At 73.3% G+C, this 17367-nt stretch carries 14 protein-coding genes and 1 pseudogene; 11 read left to right on the forward strand and 4 right to left on the reverse strand.

Features of this window, described 5'->3' with window-relative positions:
- Window positions 1–22: 22 nt before the first annotated feature.
- The 3 genes from ACIF6F_RS24800 to ACIF6F_RS24810 form a co-directional block, all read right to left on the reverse strand.
- Complete coding sequence (locus ACIF6F_RS24800) at window positions 23–1375, reverse strand: cation:proton antiporter (protein WP_399950420.1); 1353 nt, start codon at window positions 1373–1375, stop codon at window positions 23–25.
- Entirely contained in the window at window positions 1362–1946 is a 585-nt protein-coding gene (locus tag ACIF6F_RS24805) for a flavin reductase family protein (RefSeq protein ID WP_399950423.1), read from the reverse strand. Before ACIF6F_RS24805 ends, ACIF6F_RS24800 begins: the two co-directional genes overlap by 14 nt.
- 85 nt (window positions 1947–2031) lie before the next feature.
- The gene (locus ACIF6F_RS24810) at window positions 2032–3639 is read right to left on the reverse strand and encodes a tryptophan halogenase family protein (RefSeq protein WP_399950428.1); all 1608 of its coding nucleotides are present in this window, start codon (window positions 3637–3639) and stop codon (window positions 2032–2034) included.
- Window positions 3640–3820: 181 nt separating this feature from the next.
- Here ACIF6F_RS24810 and ACIF6F_RS24815 point away from each other — a divergent pair, with 181 nt between their 5' ends.
- The 3 genes from ACIF6F_RS24815 (at window position 3821) to sbnB (ending at window position 6166) form a co-directional block, all read left to right on the forward strand.
- Window positions 3821–3946, forward strand: a complete 126-nt coding sequence (locus ACIF6F_RS24815) for a hypothetical protein (RefSeq protein ID WP_399950431.1) — start codon at window positions 3821–3823, stop codon at window positions 3944–3946.
- Window positions 3947–4037: 91 nt separating this feature from the next.
- Complete coding sequence (gene sbnA / locus ACIF6F_RS24820; RefSeq protein ID WP_399950434.1) at window positions 4038–5117, forward strand: 2,3-diaminopropionate biosynthesis protein SbnA; 1080 nt, start codon at window positions 4038–4040, stop codon at window positions 5115–5117.
- A complete protein-coding gene (gene sbnB / locus ACIF6F_RS24825) occupies window positions 5111–6166 on the forward strand; it encodes a 2,3-diaminopropionate biosynthesis protein SbnB (protein WP_399950437.1) in 1056 nt (351 codons plus the stop codon). The genes sbnA and sbnB overlap by 7 nt, the downstream gene beginning before the upstream one ends.
- Window positions 6167–6587: 421 nt before the next feature.
- On the opposite strand, the pseudogene ACIF6F_RS24830 reads toward sbnB, so the two are convergent.
- Window positions 6588–7943, reverse strand: a pseudogene (locus ACIF6F_RS24830) (zinc ribbon domain-containing protein); the annotation flags it as partial.
- A 389-nt stretch (window positions 7944–8332) separates the two neighbouring features.
- Between ACIF6F_RS24830 and ACIF6F_RS24835 the strand changes: the two are divergent.
- From ACIF6F_RS24835 to ACIF6F_RS24870, 8 genes are all read left to right on the forward strand, one after another.
- Window positions 8333–10828 (forward strand): FtsX-like permease family protein, encoded by a 2496-nt coding sequence (locus ACIF6F_RS24835; RefSeq protein WP_399950441.1) that lies wholly within the window; start codon window positions 8333–8335, stop codon window positions 10826–10828.
- 180 nt (window positions 10829–11008) lie between these two features.
- A complete protein-coding gene (locus tag ACIF6F_RS24840) occupies window positions 11009–11272 on the forward strand; it encodes an acyl carrier protein (protein ID WP_399950444.1) in 264 nt (87 codons plus the stop codon).
- Window positions 11269–12642 (forward strand): beta-ketoacyl-[acyl-carrier-protein] synthase family protein, encoded by a 1374-nt coding sequence (locus ACIF6F_RS24845; protein ID WP_399950447.1) that lies wholly within the window; start codon window positions 11269–11271, stop codon window positions 12640–12642. Before ACIF6F_RS24840 ends, ACIF6F_RS24845 begins: the two co-directional genes overlap by 4 nt.
- 13 nt (window positions 12643–12655) lie before the next feature.
- Entirely contained in the window at window positions 12656–13840 is a 1185-nt protein-coding gene (locus ACIF6F_RS24850; RefSeq protein ID WP_399950450.1) for a beta-ketoacyl synthase N-terminal-like domain-containing protein, read from the forward strand.
- Between the two features lie 100 nt (window positions 13841–13940).
- On the forward strand, window positions 13941–14702 hold the full coding sequence (gene fabG, locus ACIF6F_RS24855; RefSeq protein WP_399950453.1) for a 3-oxoacyl-[acyl-carrier-protein] reductase: 762 nt from the start codon (window positions 13941–13943) through the stop codon (window positions 14700–14702).
- Between the two features lie 101 nt (window positions 14703–14803).
- Entirely contained in the window at window positions 14804–15532 is a 729-nt protein-coding gene (locus ACIF6F_RS24860) for a 2-hydroxychromene-2-carboxylate isomerase (protein WP_399950456.1), read from the forward strand.
- Window positions 15529–16956: a condensation domain-containing protein gene (locus ACIF6F_RS24865; protein ID WP_399950459.1), complete on the forward strand. Its 1428-nt coding sequence runs from the start codon at window positions 15529–15531 to the stop codon at window positions 16954–16956. Before ACIF6F_RS24860 ends, ACIF6F_RS24865 begins: the two co-directional genes overlap by 4 nt.
- The gene (locus ACIF6F_RS24870; RefSeq protein ID WP_399950462.1) at window positions 16953–17252 is read left to right on the forward strand and encodes a Dabb family protein; all 300 of its coding nucleotides are present in this window, start codon (window positions 16953–16955) and stop codon (window positions 17250–17252) included. The genes ACIF6F_RS24865 and ACIF6F_RS24870 overlap by 4 nt, the downstream gene beginning before the upstream one ends.
- Window positions 17253–17367 lie beyond the last annotated feature (115 nt).

Genomic DNA, 17367 nt, shown 5'->3' on the forward strand with positions numbered 1-17367 from the left:
GGACCGGCTCCGGCGGTCGAAGTCAGCGTCGGGACAGCGCCTCCTCGGACGCCGGGGTCTTCGCGGAGTCCGCCGGGAGGGTCTCCGCGGTGGAGGCCGCGTCGCCGACGGCGCCGGGCCGGGCCTCCGGGGTCGCGTCCGCCGGCCCGTCCGCGTCCTTCCGGCGCAGCCAGGAGACGGCCGGGGCCGTGGCGGCCGTGGTGACCAGGGCCATCAGCACCAGCATCGTGAACAGTCCGGGGCCGATCACACCCAGCTCCAGGCCGATGTTGAGCACCACCAGCTCGGTCAGGCCGCGGCAGTTCATCAGCGCGCCGATGGTCGCCGACTGCCGCCAGGACCGGCCGGTGACGCGGGCGGCCAGCGTGCTGCCGCCGAACTTGCCCGCCACCGCCACCACCAGCACCGCCCCGGCCCACAGCCACTGCTCCGGGTCGGCGGCCAGCAGGGCCAGGTCGGTCTTCATGCCGGTGTGCACGAAGAACAGCGGCAGCAGCAGCGGCACGGCCACCGCCCGCAGCCGGGCCGCGGAGCGCTCGACGTCCCGGGAACCGCGCGGGGTGACCACCCCGAAGAGGAAGGCGCCGAACAGGGCGTGCACCCCCAGCTCGTCGGTGGCCAGCGAGGCCAGGCACAGCCCGCTGAACAGCAGCACCAGCACGGCGCCGTCGCCCGCGCCGGAGGCCCGGGCCGCGAGCCGCGCCAGTACCGGGCGCACCACCTTGAACATCAGCAGGACGAACACCACGGTCAGGGCGGCCGAGGTGAGCGCGCCGAGCGCCGACTCGCTGGAGCCCACGGCCACCACCACGGCCAGCAGGCACCAGGCGGTGACGTCGTCCACCGCCGCGCAGGCCATGGCCAGCGCCCCGGTGGGCGTCCCGTACAGGTTCCGGTCGGTGAGGATCCGGGCCAGCACGGGGAAGGCGGTGACGCTCATCGAGACGGCGATGAACAGGACGAACGGCAGCCGGTCGACCCCGGGCGGGGAGAGCGTCCCGAACATCGCCAGCGCCAGCAGCGAGCCCAGCGCCAGGGGCAGGAGCACGCTGGCCTGGCTGACGGCGACGGCCGTACGGCTGTGGCCCCGCAGGGCGTTGAGGTCCAGCTCCAGGCCGACGAGGAACATGAAGGCCAGCAGCCCGAGCTGGCCCAGCACCGAGGTGAACGGCGCGATGGAGGACGGGAACAGCCACTGCTGGGCGTCGGGCCAGAGCCAGCCGAACAGGGACGGGCCCAGCAGGATGCCGGTGGCGATCTCGCCGATCACCGGCGGCTGGCCGAGCCGGCGGACCAGGGCCGCGCCGGCGTGGCACGCGAGGATGACCGCGGGGACGGCGATCAGCAGCGAGGGCAGCGGATCAGGGGCGGACACGGGCGGCTCCTTCCGTGGGGATCGGTTGCGCGGGCGGGTCCGGACTGACCGCGGCGTCGGACCAACGCGCGTAGCGGCGGCGGCCGTACAGCAGGGGCGGCGCGGCGTTCTCCCGCAGCGTCACCCGTCTGACCCCGGCGAAGACCGCGGTGTGGTCGCCCATCTCCACCGTGCGCACCACCTCGCAGTCCGCGGTGGCGTGGGCGTCGGCGGTGAGGTGCGGGCCGCTCGCGCCGAGCGGCAGCCGCCACTCGACGCGCTCGAAGCGGTCGTCGGAGCCGGAGGCGAACACCTGGGAGGCGTCCCGGGCGTCCTCGTGCAGCAGGTTCACCGCGAACTGGCCGCCGGCCAGGATGGTGTCGAGCGTCGGGCTGGCCGTCCGCACGCACACCACCAGCGTCGGCGGCGACAGCGCCACGCTGGCGAGCGAGCTGCAGGTCATGCCCCGGGGAGCGGCGTCCTCGTCGAGCGCGGTGAGGACGGAGACCCCCGAGGGGAATCCGGCCATGAGCGGGCGTATGTCGGCGGTGCCGGCCTCCACGGCCGTCGGATGGTGTGCTGGTGCGGGCATGGCGGTCCCTCCAGTGGGATGAGTACAGCACGGCCCGGCCACCGGCGGGGGGAACCGGGTGGCCGGGCCGTGCGGGGGGAATCGGCTACGCGCCGTGCAGCTGGCGCAGGTAGTCGTACGTGCTGGGCAGCGTTTCCAGCAGGTTCTGCTGCTGGCGCTTGACGGTGTCGAACAGCGGCTCGGCGCCGGCCACCGACTCGGGCTTGTGGGCCAGGGCGGGCAGCGGGGCGTCCGGAACCAGGCCGAGGCCTGCGAAGATGCAGTAGTAGCTGCCGTTCGTCCAGAAGTTCCGGAACTCTGCCTCGAAGTTGCCGTAGTACGTCGATTCGTCGGTGATCGGCGAGTTGATCGGCAGGCCGGCCTTGTACGCCGCGATCTTCTCCCGGATGTTCTTCGGGAGCGTCAGCTCCTTGTTGGCGCGCCAGAACGGGGTGTCGTTGCGCGGCGCGTAGTAGAAGTGCGCCTGGATGAAGTCGCGGGTGTCGTCGAACATCACCTCGATCTCGTTGTTGAACCGGTCGACCAGCGCCGGGTTGAAGGTGCGGTCCGGGAAGTGCTTGGCCAGCTGGTAGATCGCGGCGGTGATGAAGTAGATGCCGGTGGACTCCAGCGGCTCCAGGAAGCAGGAGGACAGGCCGATGCTGACCACGTTCTTCACCCAGGCGCGCTCGTTGCGGCCCACCCGGAACTTGACGTGGTTGAACTTCGTCGTCTCCGGGTCGAGGTCCCACAGCTTGCAGAACTCCTCGGTGGCCTCCTCCTTGGAGGCGAACCTGCTGGAGTACACGTAGCCGGTGCCGAAGCGGCCCAGCATGGGGATCTTCCAGGTCCAGCCCGACTTCATGGCGATGGCCGAGGTGTACGGCTCGATGCCGTTGGCCGCGTCGTCGTGCGGGACGGCGGTGGCGACCGCGCTGTCGCAGAGCAGGTGGTCGCTCATGTCGATGAACGGCTCGCCCATGGCCTGGTTGATCAGCAGGCCGCGGAAGCCGGAGCAGTCCACGAACAGGTCGGCCTCCAGGCGGGCGCCGGACTTGGTGTGCAGGGCGGAGACGTAGCCGCGGTCGTCCTTCTCGACGCTGGTCATCTCGTCCTGGACGTGGTTGACGCCCATCTTCTCGGTGGCGAAGCGGCGCAGGAAGTCCGCGACGAGCGCCGCGTCGAAGTGCCAGGCGTAGCGCGTGGCCGGGCGGCCGTCGAGCCAGCGCGGCGACTTCAGCGCGTCCATGACGGGGGGCTCGCGGAAGCAGGCGTAGTCGAACGGCTCGGTGGTCTTGCCCTCGTACTTTCTCTTGAACCAGTAGTGCGAGAGCGGGGTCTGGTCGTAGTCCGGGAGCAGGCCGAACGGGTGGTAGAAGTGGTCCGGGCCGTCGGTCGGCAGGGTGCGGGCCTGCGCCTCGCCCTCGCCCTCCGTCCGCCAGTTGACGAAGCGGACGGCCATCTTGAAACTCGCGTTGCACTCCCGCATCCACTCGTCCTCGTTGATGCCGAGGAAGTCGAAGAAGGCGCGGTGCAGGTTGGGGACCGTGGCCTCGCCGACGCCGATGCGCGGGATCGCGGGTGCCTCCAGCACCGTGATGTCCACGGTGCCCTGGAGGGCCTTGCCGAGGTAGGAGGCGGTCATCCAGCCGGCCGTACCTCCTCCGAGGATCACGACTTTCTGGATGCGGTGGTCGGTGCCGGTGCCGGTCATCTCAGCTCTCAGCTCTCTTCCGGGGCGAGGGTGGTGAGTCGATGCGGCCCAGAGTGAGCGGCGGGGCTATAGCGCAGCTACGCGGCGCCTGGCGGGGACGTATGGGGCGGATATAGCGGCCGGCCGGAGTCTGGGACCGCCGAGCAGCACGCTCGGCACCCGTCCCACGGAAGGACCCCGCGTGAACAACAACCTCAACAACAACCTGAACAACAACAACGCCAACAACAGCAGCAACAACCTGAACAACAACGACGGCATCAACAACGTGAACAACAACCTGAACAACAACGGCAACAACGCCTGACCCGTGCCGGACACCGTCTTCGTGCCCCTGCCGCTCCGGCGGCAGGGGCCGGGGGCCGTCCCGCCACACGAGCAGAGGATGGCTGCATCACATGCCGTATGACGAAGGGAAAACCACCACGTCCGGCCGCCCGGCCTGCGCCCCGGGGCTCAAGGGGATCCTCTCGGCGGTGGGAGGAACCCCGCTCGTCGAACTGGACCGGGTCGTCCCCGGGTTCACCTCCCGGGTGTTCGCCAAGATCGAGCGGTTCAACCCCGGCGGCAGCATCAAGGACCGTGCCGCGCTGAGCATGGTCCTCGGCCGGATCAGAACCGGTGAGCTCATCCCCGGCCGCTCCACGGTCGTCGAGTCCAGCTCGGGGAACCTGGCCATCGGGCTCGCCCAGCTCTGCGCCTACTTCGACCTGCGCCTGATCGTCGTGGTCGACGCCAGGACGACCGACCAGAACATCGGGATCCTGCACGCCTACGGGGCCGAGGTCGAGGTCGTCACCGAGCCCGACCCCGTCACCGGAGAGCTGCTGCCCATGCGCCTGCGCCGCGTGGCCGAACTCCTCTCCACCATCCCCCACGCCTTCTGGCCCGACCAGTACGCCAACCCGCGCAACCGGCTCGCCCACGAGACCACGATGCGGGAGATCGCCGAGGCGCTCGACGGCCGCGTCGACCAGCTCATCCTCGCCGCCGGCACCAGCGGCACCCTGGGCGGCTGCGCCGAGTACATCCGCAGGACCGGGATGAGCACCACCGTGAACGCCGTCGACGCGGTGGGCAGCGTGCTCTTCGACTCGCCCGTCGCCTGCACCCGGCTCATCCCCGGGCACGGCGCCTCCGTCCGCCCGCCCCTGCTGCGCCGCGGCGACGCGGACCGCGTCGTGCACGTCACCGACCTCGACTGCGTGGTCGGCTGCCGTCGTCTCGTACGCCGCGAGGCGATCCTCGCCGGAGGCTCCTCCGGCGGTGTCGTCGCCGCCCTGGAACGCCTCGCACCGGCCATCGAGCCCGGCTCGAACGTGGTCCTCGTGCTGCCCGACGGCGGCGACCGCTACCTCGACACCATCTACAACGACAGCTGGGTGCGCGGGCACTTCGGCGAGGTCTCCCACCTGTGGAAGGACCCCGCCCGCGGTGCGTACGCCGGCGAGACCCTGAAGGAGACCGTGCTGTGCTGATCATCGGCCACCGCGAGGTGCGCGACATACTCAAGGGGAAGGAGCCGGAGATCCTCGACCTCGTCGCGGACGCCTACCGGCTGCACGACGAGGGCCGCACCTCGCTGCCCCACTCCGTCTTCCTGCGCTTCCCCCAGGACGACCGCAACCGCATCATCGGCCTGCCGGCGCACATCGGCGGAGCCGCGCCGGCCGCCGGGATGAAGTGGATCGCCAGCTTCCCCGGCAACGTCGCCCTCGGCAAGGAGCGCGCCACCGCCAGCATCGTCCTCAACTCCATGGCCGACGGCAGCCCCGAGGCCTTCATCGAGGCCTCCCTGATCTCCGCCAAGCGCACCGGCGCCTCCGCCGCCCTCGCCGCGGGACTCCTCACCACCGAGGCCGAGCCGCGCGGCATCTCCCTCATCGGCCTGGGCCCGATCAACCTGGAGGTGCTGCGGTTCGCCAAGGCCCGCCTCCCCGAGCTGATCGAGATCGCCCTGTACGACCTCGACGCCGAACGCGCCGTCCACTTCGCCCGCGAGGCCCGGAAGATCGTCCCGGGCGCGTCCGTCACCTACTGCGAAACCCCGCAGGAGGCGCTGGCCGCCCACAAGCTGGTCTCCCTCGCCACCACCGCCGGCACCCCCCACCTCGACCTGGCGGCGGCCCGCCCCGGCACCACCGTGCTCCACGTCTCGCTGCGCGACCTGACCGTCGACGCGGTCCTGGGCGCCCGGAACGTCGTCGACGACGCCGACCACGTCTGCCGCGAGCGCACCTCGCTGCACCTCGCCGAACAGGCCACCGGAGGACGGGACTTCATCGAGGCCCCGATCGGCGCCCTGCTGCGCGACCCCGCCCGGTACGCGCCCGACCCCGAACGCGTCACCGTCTACTCGCCGTTCGGCCTCGGCGTCCTCGACCTCGCCCTCGCGCGCTGGGTCAAGGACCAGGCGGAACAGTGGGTTCTCGGCGTGCAGATCGACGACTTCCTGCCGGCCGCGCTTCCGCAGCAAGAAGCTGTGACAGCGTCTCTGATCGGCCGGCCGATCCCATCCAGGGCATGATGTCTCGTATGGGATCCGCCCACCTTGGTGGGGCAGCGTGAGCGTGGAGATGGAATCCGGCGCCCAGTGCTGCTCCGCGTGGCCGGTGGCCGGTGGCCGGTGTGCCGATCGTGGTCACGTCCTGGTGCCGGTGGGCTGCACGGGGCAGCCGGGTCCGGTCCGTTGGTGCGTGTCCCTCCGGACGCTGGCCGGTACTGCCCGAAGGCCGTGCCGGGGAGGGAACCTCACGTCGCCTGGGCGTGAGGCGGTTGGTGCGTGGCCGGGTGGGGCAGGTCTTGGACCGGTCCGTCCGGCTGATCGGGGCGGCCGTGATGACGGTCCTGGCCTCCATCGGGCCCACCACGGAGCGGATCGCCATCCGTCCACGGGCGCGGTCCACGACGGTCTTGGCCTGATGCGCCAGGCCGCGTGCCGCGATGCGCCGCCAGGCGCCCTGGTCCCGGTCGCCCTGCCAGCCACAGTCGGGCCGGGGGCAGATGGCCCACTTCCACCCCGGCGCGGTCGGCCGGTCGGGGGCTTTGCGGTGCCTGAGTGGGGTGAGGCAGTGCGGGCAGTGCTTGGAGGTGTCCTTCGGGGGCACGGTGACGACGGCGATGCCGGTTTCGGCGGCGAGGTGGCGAATGTGTTCGGCGATCTGCCCGCGCACGGTCTGGGAGAGGCGCGTGTTGAGGGTGCGGCCCATGCCCCCGGCCTCCATGGACCGCAGGTCTTCCAGGTAGATGACCGTGGCGCCGGCGGCGATGGCCTGGTCGACGGCCCAGCGGGCGGCGGCCCGCGCCAACGCGTCGTTCAGGCTCGAACGGCGCGCGGACACGTGCCGCAACTCCTGCGCCAGCAGCGCGTGCCTGTCGTTCAGGGCGGGATCGGCGAGAGGGGTGTACTGGTCGGTCTTGGCGTGCAGGCGTTCGCTGATGCGGCGCAGCCGGTACTGCTTGGCAAGTACCCCGGCGGCCCGGAACTGGGCGCCCGCCCCGAGAGCGGTGATCCGCCCGTCGTCGTGCAGTCGGGCTGCGCCCGCGCTGAGGAGCGTGTTCAGGCCCCAGTCCACGCCGAGCGCGAGCGTGTGGCCGGTGTGCCGGGTCTTGGGCACAGGGTGGGTGTAAGCGAGGTCGGCTCGCACCTTGCCGCCCCTGATGCGCAGGGTGGGCAGGTGGATTACCGCGTTCGCCGGGACTGTGGGCGGCAGCGTGACCGGGCAGGCGACCCAAGTCCAGTCCGCGTAAGTCCGCGGGTCGGGCCGGGTGGGGAGCTGCAGCCTCAGCAGGGCCTTCGCCGGCTGTGTCGCGGATCGTTCGATGGTGGCCTGTTGCCTGTCACACGCGGCGAGGAGCAGCAACCGTGTCGTACGCGGGGTGGGCTCCAGGGCGAACGCGTCGGCCGGAAGACGCCCGTGCTCGCGCTCGAAGGAGGCGATCTGTCGGGTGCGAGAGCGGATGACGCCGGACGGCATGCAATTGCCTTCCGGTACCGCAGCACGCACTCGATCCCAATCCTCGCGCGTGCGCTTCGTCGGGTGTGCCGGCCACGTGGTCAGCACACCTGCCACCAGATCGGCGCGCCACTTCACCGACCTCAGCGCACGCCCGGCCGTCTCCTGGGCCATGCGCACGATCCGGTCGTTCACCTTCACACCTGCCGGCGGGGCGACGGTCCAGCCCAGACGGCGCAAAGCCATCCACGCGTTCGACGGCAGCCTGCGGCCGCCCTCATCCTGGCCGGAGGTGAGCGTGTCCACATCGGCGGTGTTCCAGTGCTCAGCCAGCAGCTTGCCGGCCATGCCCACTACTAACTCGGCGCACCATCGTGCGCGTTCGGCCAGGCCCGTGGCACTGAGGGGTTCGCCGGATTTCTCGTCCACGCCCGATCGCACGAGGGTGCTGGTGCCTGCAGTACGGGCTGTCTCCCCCTCGTTCAGCGGCAGCTTTCGGCTCACCGGCACTTCCTCCGCGTACCTCTGATGCTGTCATCCGATCAACGACACCGCCGCAGGAAGGTCACACATTCGGGCCGCGAACCCACAAGCGATGCCGACAACCCACGGCCCCACGGCTCGGATCGACGAGCACCACATCACTGAAGGCCCCCGAAGAACATCCGGTTAGCCTCGGTCCTGAGGATTGGGAACTGAGGACCGGACCGGCCCAACCCCCCACGGGAGAAACGCACATGCTGAACATCGCCTGGCTCACCCTGCGCAGCAGGTGGGCCGCATTCGGCGGGACCTTCCTGGCGCTGGCTCTGGGAGTCGCGCTGATGTCCTCCCTGGGGCTGGTGCTGGTCGCCACGACCAGCGGCCCCGACCGGGGCCCCGGCAGATTCGCCGAGGCCCCGGTCGTGGTGCGCGCCCACCAAGACCTGACCGTGCCGGCCGACTGGGGCACCACGTACAGCCTGCCCCTGGAGGAGCCGCGCGGACTCGACCCCGCCCTGCTGCCCAAGGCCGCCGCGGCGGGCAGGGCGGTCGTCGACCGCAGCTTCTACGCCCAGGTCGCCGGCGGCCCCGGCAGCCAGGTCGGCCACCCCTGGACCTCCGCCGCCTTCGGCGGCTACCGGCTGACGGCCGGCACCGCGCCCGCCGCCGACGACCAGGTCGTCACCCCGGCGGGCACGGCGAAGCCGGGCGACCGGGTCACCGTCCAGACCGCCCAGGGCCAGAAGCGCTACACCGTCTCCGGCACCGTCGGGGAACTCCCCTTCGAGCAGCCGGTGTTCTTCACGCCCGCCGAGGCCGAGCGGATCTCCCCGCGCATCGACGCCGTCGTCGTCACCGGCGACGCCGAGGCCGTCCGCCAGGCCGTCGGCAGCGCCGCCGAGGTGCTCACCGGCGCGGAGCGCGGCGAGGCCGACCCCCAGTACCGGGCCGACTCCGCCGCCCTGGTCGGCGTCAGCACCATGCTCGGCATGGCCGCCGGGGTGGGCGGCTTCGTCTCCGTCTTCGTCGTCGGCTCCACCTTCGCCTTCTCCGTCACCCAGCGCCGCCGCGAGCTGGCCCTCTTCCGGGTCTCCGGCGCCACGCCGCAGCAGGTGCGCCGCCTGGTCCTCGCGGAGGCCGCCGGGGTCGGGGCCGTCGCCGGTGCCGCCGGCGCCCTCGCCGGACTCGCCGCCGGACCCTGGTTCGCCCGCAAGCTCGCCGAGGAGGGCCTCGCACCCGAGTGGTTCCGGGTCGAGATCGGCGCCGCCTCGGTGGTCGTCCTGCTCCTCGTCGCCCTCCTCGGGGTGCTCCTCGCCCTGGTCGGCGCCGGCGCGGCCGTCCTGCGGGCCGGACGCATCCGGCCCATCGAGGCGCTGCGCGAGGCCACCGTCGAGACCCGGGCCATGACCTGGTTCCGCTGGCTCGGCGGACTGGCCGCCCTCGCCGCCGGCATCGGGCTGATCGCCGTCGCCCCGCTGCTGCCGCCGCTGTACTGGGCCAGCCTCGCCACCTCCGTCGGCCCCGCCCTCATCCTGGCCTTCGCCCTGCTCTCGCCCGTCGTGATCCCGCTGCTCGCGCGCCTCGCCACCCTGCCGGTCGCCTGGACCCGGGGAGCGGGAGCCCTGCTCGTACGCGCCAACACCGTCACCTCCGTACGCCGCACCGCCGCCACCGCCGCACCCGTCCTGATCACCGTCGGACTGGTCTGCTCGCTGTGGAGCACCTCGGACTCCCTGGAGGGCGCCAAGGCCACCGAGGCCGGGCAGCGCGTGAACAGCGCCGACTACGTGGTCGCCCCCGACCACGCCCCCGGCCTCACCCGCGAACTGCTCGGCAGGGTCTCCGCCATCCCCGGCGTACAGGTGGCCGCCACCACCTCGACCACCGTCTACACCGCCCCCGGCGCCGACATGTTCTCCGGCCCCGGCGGCGAGGGCGCCGTCGTCCCGTACTCCGCCGAGACCGTCGACCCCGCCGCCCTCGGCACCGTCCTCGGCCTGCCCGGCGTCAAGGGCGACGTGCGCAAGCTCTCCGACACCACCATCGCCGTCGACGAGTCCTGGAACCGCTCGGTCGGCGAGGAGGTCGAGGTCTGGCTCGGCGACGGCACCAAGACCGAACTGACCGTCGTCGCCGTGTTCAAGACCAGCACCAGCGGCAACGGCGCCGTCCTCACCCCCAAGCACGCCGGCAGCAACCTGCCCTCCGCCGCCTACGTGAAGCTCCGCGACGGCGCCGACCCGGCCGCCGTGCGCACCGCCCTGGCCGCGGCCGTCAAGGGCGAGGCCGCCCGCGCCGTACCGGTCTCCCGGTGGACGGCCGTCGGCGACACCAAGCGCCAGGAGGACGCCCGGCTCGCGCTGTACGTGATCGGCGGCATCGCCGTGGTCTACACGGGCGTCGCCGTCGCCAACACCCTGGTGATGTCCACCCGCCGGCGCAGCCGGGAGTTCGCCCTCCTCCGGCTCACCGGCACCACCCCGCGCCAGCTGGTGGCCATCGTCGCCGGGGAGGCGCTGCTCGTCGTCGCCGTGGGCGCGCTGCTGGCCGCCGGAGTGGTCGCGGTCAGCCTGAGCGGCCTCTGGGGCGCCCTCCAGCAGCTCGTCGCGGGCGCGGTGGTCGAGGTGCCGACGGCGCCCTTCCTCATCACCACCGGAGCCTGTGCCCTCGTGGCGCTGGGGGCCGTGCTGGTGCCCGCCTGGCTGGCCCTGCGCACCCCCGCCGTACGCCTCATCGGGGCGGCCGACTGACGCCGTAGAGCCGCCGCCGAAGCACGCCGCGCCCGCCGCCGCGCCCCTGGTCAACAGGGGTGCGGCGGCGGGCCTTTCGCGTCCCGGGTGCCGCGCGGGCGCCGTATAGGGCACGGATAGCGGCCTCTCGAACAATCACTGTCATCCACCTTTCCGCGCACCCCGCCCACGGAGGCAGCGATGACCGTCCAGACCACCGAGCTCGGCACCGACCGCAAGGCCCAGATCAAGGAGATCGTCTGCGACATCCTGGAGCTGGAGCTCGACGAGGTCACCGAGACCAGCCTGTTCAAGGAGGAGCACGACGCCGACTCGCTCCGCGCCATCGAGATCCTGGCCTCCCTGGAGCGCGTCTTCGGCATCACGCTGGAGCAGTCCGAGCTCGCCCGCATGACCAACCTCAAGGGCGTCTACCTCGTCGTGGCGGAGGCCGAGGGCAAGTGAGCGCCCAGCCGACCGAGACCGCCAGGACCGGGGACCCCGGGACCGTGGCCCGGCACCGCGTGGTGATCACCGGCCTCGGCGTGGTCACCAGCATCGGCACCGGGGTGGACGCCTTCGCGGCAGGCCTGCGAGCCGGCCGCAGCGGCGCCAAGCCCATCGAGGCCTTCGACACCGCCGGCTTCGCCCACTCCAACGCCTGTGAGATCACCGACTTCGACGCCGGGGAGTGGCTGCGCCGCCTCCCGGCCGACGACCTGGGCCGCGCCTCGCAGTTCGCGGTCGCCGCCAGCCGGATGGCCGTCGCCGACGCGGGGCTCACCGAGGCCGACGTACGGGCCAGGCGCTCCCTGGTCTCGGTCGGCACCACCGACGGCGAGTCCCGCGACCTCGACCACCTCGTCGGGGTCCAGGTGGCCGAGGGCCAGGACCGGCTCGACCCGGTGGTCGCCCGCCGGGTCTGGCCCGGCCGGCTCTCCGCCGGGATCGTCAGGGAACTGGAGCTGGAGGACGTGGAGACGGTCACCGTCGCCACCGCCTGCGCGGCCGGCAACTACGCCGTGGGCTACGGCTACGACGCCATCAGCACCGGCGACGTGGAGATGGCCCTGTGCGGCGGCGCCGACGCGCTCTGCTTCAAGACCTTCACCGGCTTCTACCGCCTCGGCACCATCGCCCCCGACGTCTGCCGGCCCTTCGACAGCGACCGGCAGGGCATCCTCACCGGCGAGGGCTCCGGGATCCTCCTCATGGAGTCCCTGGAGTCCGCCCTCGCCCGCGGCGCCCGGATCTACGCCGAGGTGCTCGGGTACGGGCTGTCCTGCGACGCCAGCCACCCCGTGGCCCCCGACGGCGACAGCATCGCCCGGTGCATCCGGGCCGCCCACCGCAACGCCGGCATCACCCCCGCCGACGTGGACTTCATCTCCGCGCACGGCACCGGAACCAAGGCCAACGACGTGACCGAGGTCGGTGCGATCCGCCAGGTCTTCGGCGAGGACCTGCCCCGCACCGTCTCCATCAAGTCCATGATCGGCCACACCATGGGCGCCGCCAGCGCCCTGGCCGCCGCGGCCTGCGCCCTGGCCCTGCGCGAGGGCTTCATCCCGCCCACCGTCAACCACCGCGAGACCGACCCGGACTGCGCCGTCGACTGCGTGCCCAACGAGGCCGTCGAGGCCGAGCTGAAGGTCGTGCAGAACAACGGGCTCGCCTTCGGCGGCAACAACGCCGTGCTGGTGATGGGGCGCTGGGACGGCTCCGGGGCCGCGGGCGGTGCCGACCGCGCGGGTGCCGGGGGCCACGTGCCCGCAGCCGCCGAGACCGCTTCCACGGCCGACCGGACCGCCGCTCCCGCGGCCGTCGCCTCCTGAGAGGAGAGCCCCCATGACCGCCACAGAACCGGCCGCGCCGTCCGCGGCGCCGGCCGCCGGCCCGGCGCCCGCGGCCGCCGGAGCACCCGCGGGCACCCCCGACGGCCCGCCCCCGGCCGACCCGGCCGCGCTCGTCGTCTCCGGCTGGGCGGTCGCCTCGCCGTACGGCCTCGGGCGCGCCGAGTTCAGCACCGGCCTGCGTGCCGGGCAGGACGCCCTGACCGAGCTCGACCCGGCCGAGTGGCCCGTCCCGTACGACCGGGCCGGGCTGATACCCGGCTTCGACATCCGGGAGGTGCTCGGCCGCAAGGGCACCCGCGCGATGGACCGGGTGACCGCCATCGCCGCCGCCACCGTCGGCATGCTCCTGGCCGACTACGGGCAGGGCCTGGACGACCCGGAGGGCACCGGGCTCGTACTCGGCACCTCCGGCAGCGTGCAGTCGATCATGGACTTCACGGAGTCCGCCCTCACCGGCGAGAAGCCCTTCCACGTCGACCCCGCCCGCTTCCCCAACACGGTGATGAACTGCCCGGCCGGTGCCAGCGCCATCCGGCACACCCTCAAGGGCCCCAACGTCACCCTGTCCGGCGGCGCCACCACCGGACTCCTCGCCCTCAACTACGCCTCCCGGCTGCTGCGCGCCGGGCACGCCAGTGCCCTCCTCGCCGGAGCCGTGGAGGAGTTCTCGCCGCAGCGCGCCCGCCTGGAGCGGGTCGCGGACCACGGCGGGGACGCCCCGCAGCCGCTGGGCGAGGGCGCCGCCCTGTTCCTGCTGGAGCGGGCCGGCCACGCCCACGCGGGCGGGCGGGTGCCGCTGGCCACGGTGCTGGGCCTGCGGTTCGGCTCCTTCGCCGACCCGGCGCGGGCCGGCGCCGCCCTGGAGCGCTGCGTGGCCGGCGTACTGGCGGCGGCCGGCGCCCACCCCGAGGAACTGGCCCTGGTGGCACCGGGGCAGCCCGCCGGCCCACTGGCCAAGCAGGAGGCCGCCGTACTGGACGCGCTGCCGGGCCCGGTGCTCCGGCTCGGACCCCGGCCGCTGATCGGCGACACCACCGCGGCCGCGGGGGCGTTCCAGACCGCCGCCGTGCTCGCCGAGTCCGCCGCCAACCCGGCACTGGCCGGCCGGCTCGCCCTCGTCACCGCCGTCGACCGGGACGGCACCGCGGGCGCGGGCCTGCTGAGGCTGGGCGCGTAGGACGCGGGGCGCCCCGAGGCTCCCCGGACGAGCGCAGCACCGTACGACCCCACCAGCGCAACACCACCGCAACACGACCCCAAGGAAGGCGGACCCGAGCATGTCCGAGACAGGCGGCACCGCCGCAGCGGCACGGCCGGTGGCGCTGGTCACCGGAGGATCCCGGGGCATCGGCCGGGCGGTCGTGGAGACCCTCGCCCGCGACGGGTACGACGTCGCCCTCTGCTACCAGTCCAACGAGGCGGCGGCCGAACTCGCCGCCAAGGCGGCCCGGGAGCACGGCGGCCGGGTCCTCACCCGCCGCGCCGACGTCACCGACCGGGACGCCGTCCGGGCCCTGACCGCCGAGGTCGAGGACGGCTTCGGCCCCGTCGACGTCCTCGTCACGGCGGCCGGCATCGTCCGCGACAGCCACCTCGCGATGATGGCCGACGAGCAGTGGGACGACGTGCTGCGCACCAACCTCGACGGCACCTTCAACTTCTGCAAGGCCGTGGTCTTCCCGATGATGAAGCGCCGCCGCGGCACCATCGTCACCCTCTCGTCGGTGGCCGCCGGCGGCCACGCCACCCAGACCAACTACTCCGCCTCCAAGGCCGGGATCATCGGCTTCACCAAGGCCCTGGCCAAGGAGTCCGGCCGGTCCGGGCTGCGCGCCAACGCCGTGGCCCCGGGCTTCATCGACACCGACATGACGTCCGGGCTCTCCGAGAAGCACGTCAAGGACATGCTCGGCCGCATCCCGCTGGGCCGCTTCGGCACCGCCACCGAGGTCGCCGAGCTGGTCTCCTTCCTGGCCTCGGACCGCGCCGCCTACATCACCGGCCAGGTCTTCCAGGTCGACGGCGGCCTCGTCGTCTGACCGGCCGGCCCCGGCGGCCCGTCCGTCCGGCCGCCCCTCCGCCTCCATGCCCGCCGTCCCGGCACCCGCCGTGCGGCGCCCACCGCAAAAGGAGTCCACCCATGGCGCGCGCACCCAAGCCGCCGAGGTTCTATTTCAGTCTGCGCAGCCCCTACTCCTGGTTCGCGCTGCTCGAACTCCGGCAGAACCACCCGGAGCTGCTGGACCGGCTGGAGTGGCGGCCCTTCTGGGAACCCGACCCGACCAGCGCCGCGCTGCTGGCCGACGCGGGCGGGGAGTTCCCGTACACCCCGATGTCCCGGGCCAAGCAGTTCTACATCCTGCGCGACGTCCGCCGGCTCGCCGCCGACCGCGGGCTGGCCCTGACCTGGCCGGTCGACCGCGACCCCTGGTGGGAGCCAGCGCACCTGGGCTGGTTCGCGGCGGAGCGGCAGGGCCTGGGCCGTGCCTGGGTCGACCGGGTCTCCCGGGCCCGCTGGCTGGAGGGCGCGGACATCTGCGACCCGGGTGTCGTCCGGGGCCTGGCCGCCGAACTGGGCCTGGACGCCGACGAGGTGGCCGGTGCCGTGGACGACCCGGGCATCCGGGAGCAGGGTGTGAAGGCGCTGCTGGACGTCCAGCGCGACGGGGTCTTCGGGGTGCCGTACTTCGTCAACGGCACTGAGCCTTACTGGGGCATCGACCGGCTCGCCGCGTTCGCCGCCTCGTTCCCGGAGCCTCCGCCCGCCGTGCCGGGGCGGGAGCCGGAGCGGCAGCCCGCGGCACCGGAGCCGGCCCTCGCCGGAGCCGGCCGGACCACCGACATGAGCCACGCGGGAGGCTGCGGATGACCGCCCCGACCCTCGAAGGACCGGGCACGGACACCGCGTCCGGTGCCCCCGGCGCCCCGCTCGGCGCGACGCAGCGGTCCATCTGGGCCGCGTACCGCTTCGCACCCGACAGCGCCGTCTACAACATCACCATGCCGCTGCGCGTCCGCGGCCCCCTGGACGTGCCCGCGCTCGCCCGCGCCGTCACCGAGACCGGCCGCCGCCAGGCGCAGCTGCGGTCGTACTTCACCGAGCGCGACGGGGCGCCCGTACGCGTCGAGCGGGACGGCCCGTACGTCGCGCTGGACGTGCGGCAGGTGCCCGGGGTGTCGGACGAGGAGCTGCGGCGGCTGGCCCGCGAGGCCGGCGAGCAGCCCTTCGACCTGACCGACGCGGTCTTCCGCGTCGTCCTCCTCCAGCGTGCCGAGGACGACTTCGCCCTGGTCATGGCCCTGCACCACATCGTCGGCGACTTCACCTCCCGCACGCTGCTGGCCCGCGACCTGCTCGACGCGTACCGCGGCATCGCGGCCGGCGGCGAACCCGCCTGGCGCCCGCTCCGGGGCTCGTTCGCCGACGCGGTCGCCGAGGAGGAGGAGTTCCTCGCCTCGGGACCCGGCGAGCGCGCCGCCGCGTACTGGCGGGAGACCACCGAGGGCGTCCCCGCCGCCGAACTCCCCCTGGACCGGCCCCGCCCGCCGCGCCCCGGCTACCGCGGCGCCACCGTCGCCGTCGGGCTGCCGGCCGAACTGACCGACCGGCTCGCCGAGGTGGCCAAGGCCGCCGGCACCACCCCCTTCGCCGTCCACCTGGGTGCCTTCCAGGCGCTGGTGGCGCGGTGGACCGGCCAGGAGGACTTCCTGGTCGGCGTGCCCGCCAGCAGCCGGCTCGGCCGGGGCGCCCGCGACCTCGTCGGCTGCTACCTCAACACCCTCGCGGTCCGCGCCCGCCTCGCCCCCGGCACCACCTTCGAGGAGGCGGCGCTGGAGGCCGGCCGGCAGGTGCAGGGCGCCATGTTCCACGCACGCCACCCCTGCACCCTGATCGCCCGCCCGCCGGGCGCGCCGCTGTTCCGCATCGGCGCCTTCCTGGTCCAGATGCACCGCATGGACCCGCCCGTCCCGACCGTCCCGCTCGGCTCGGCCGAGGGCCCGGCCCTGGAGTACGGGGACCTGTCACTCGCCCTGATCGACGTCCCCCAGCAGGAGGGCCAGCTCGACCTGATGCTCCGCCTGGAACAGGAGCCGCAGGGCACTACGGCCGTCTTCAGCTACGACACCGACCTGTTCGAGCCGGAGACCGCCGACCGCTTCGCCCGCACCTACGAGCGCTTCCTGCGCACCGCCGTCGACCGCCCGGCCGCCGGCGTGACCGACGTACCGCTGACCGACGAGGACGAGCTGGCCGCCCTGCTCGCCCTCGGCGACTGGGAGGGGTCCTGGTGATCCGGCACATCGCGCTGTTCAAGTTCCGGCCCGGATACGACTGGGCGCACCCCGAGGTGGCCGAGGCCGAGGAGCTGGCCGTGCGGGTCGGGGAGGAGGTGCCGGAGCTGTTGCACTGGCAGGCCGGGCGCAACATCACGGACCGGCCGGTCGCGTACGACTACGCCGTCGTCGGCCTCGTGCGCGACGAGGACGCGCTCCGGGCCTACCTCGACCACCCCTTCCACCAGCGATCCGTCGAGCGCTGGCGGGAGATCAGCACGTGGGTGGTCGCGGACCTGGCGGAAACGGGCTGACCGGGCCGCCTGCGGCGGGCTCCGTGCGGGGTTCCGGCCGTCGGCCACGTGCCCCGTGTACCGGTCGCCTGCGGCGGGCCAGGTGTGGTGTGCCGGTCGCTGGCTGCGGCTCCCG

Source organism: Streptomyces sp. NPDC086023 (genome assembly GCF_044540325.1).
In the GTDB taxonomy this organism is placed as follows: domain Bacteria; phylum Actinomycetota; class Actinomycetes; order Streptomycetales; family Streptomycetaceae; genus Streptomyces.

Excerpts from the sequence above, each read along its gene's own strand:
- ACIF6F_RS24835 (WP_399950441.1), top strand. The coding sequence starts at position 8,333 with ATGCTGAACATCGCCTGGCTCACCCTGCGCAGCAGGTGGGCCGCATTC.
- sbnA (WP_399950434.1), top strand. The coding sequence starts at position 4,038 with ATGCCGTATGACGAAGGGAAAACCACCACGTCCGGCCGCCCGGCCTGC.
- ACIF6F_RS24810 (WP_399950428.1), bottom strand. The coding sequence starts at position 3,639 with ATGACCGGCACCGGCACCGACCACCGCATCCAGAAAGTCGTGATCCTC.
- ACIF6F_RS24865 (WP_399950459.1), top strand. The coding sequence starts at position 15,529 with ATGACCGCCCCGACCCTCGAAGGACCGGGCACGGACACCGCGTCCGGT.
- ACIF6F_RS24860 (WP_399950456.1), top strand. The coding sequence starts at position 14,804 with ATGGCGCGCGCACCCAAGCCGCCGAGGTTCTATTTCAGTCTGCGCAGC.
- ACIF6F_RS24840 (WP_399950444.1), top strand. The coding sequence starts at position 11,009 with ATGACCGTCCAGACCACCGAGCTCGGCACCGACCGCAAGGCCCAGATC.
- ACIF6F_RS24850 (WP_399950450.1), top strand. The coding sequence starts at position 12,656 with ATGACCGCCACAGAACCGGCCGCGCCGTCCGCGGCGCCGGCCGCCGGC.
- ACIF6F_RS24805 (WP_399950423.1), bottom strand. The coding sequence starts at position 1,946 with ATGCCCGCACCAGCACACCATCCGACGGCCGTGGAGGCCGGCACCGCC.
- fabG (WP_399950453.1), top strand. The coding sequence starts at position 13,941 with ATGTCCGAGACAGGCGGCACCGCCGCAGCGGCACGGCCGGTGGCGCTG.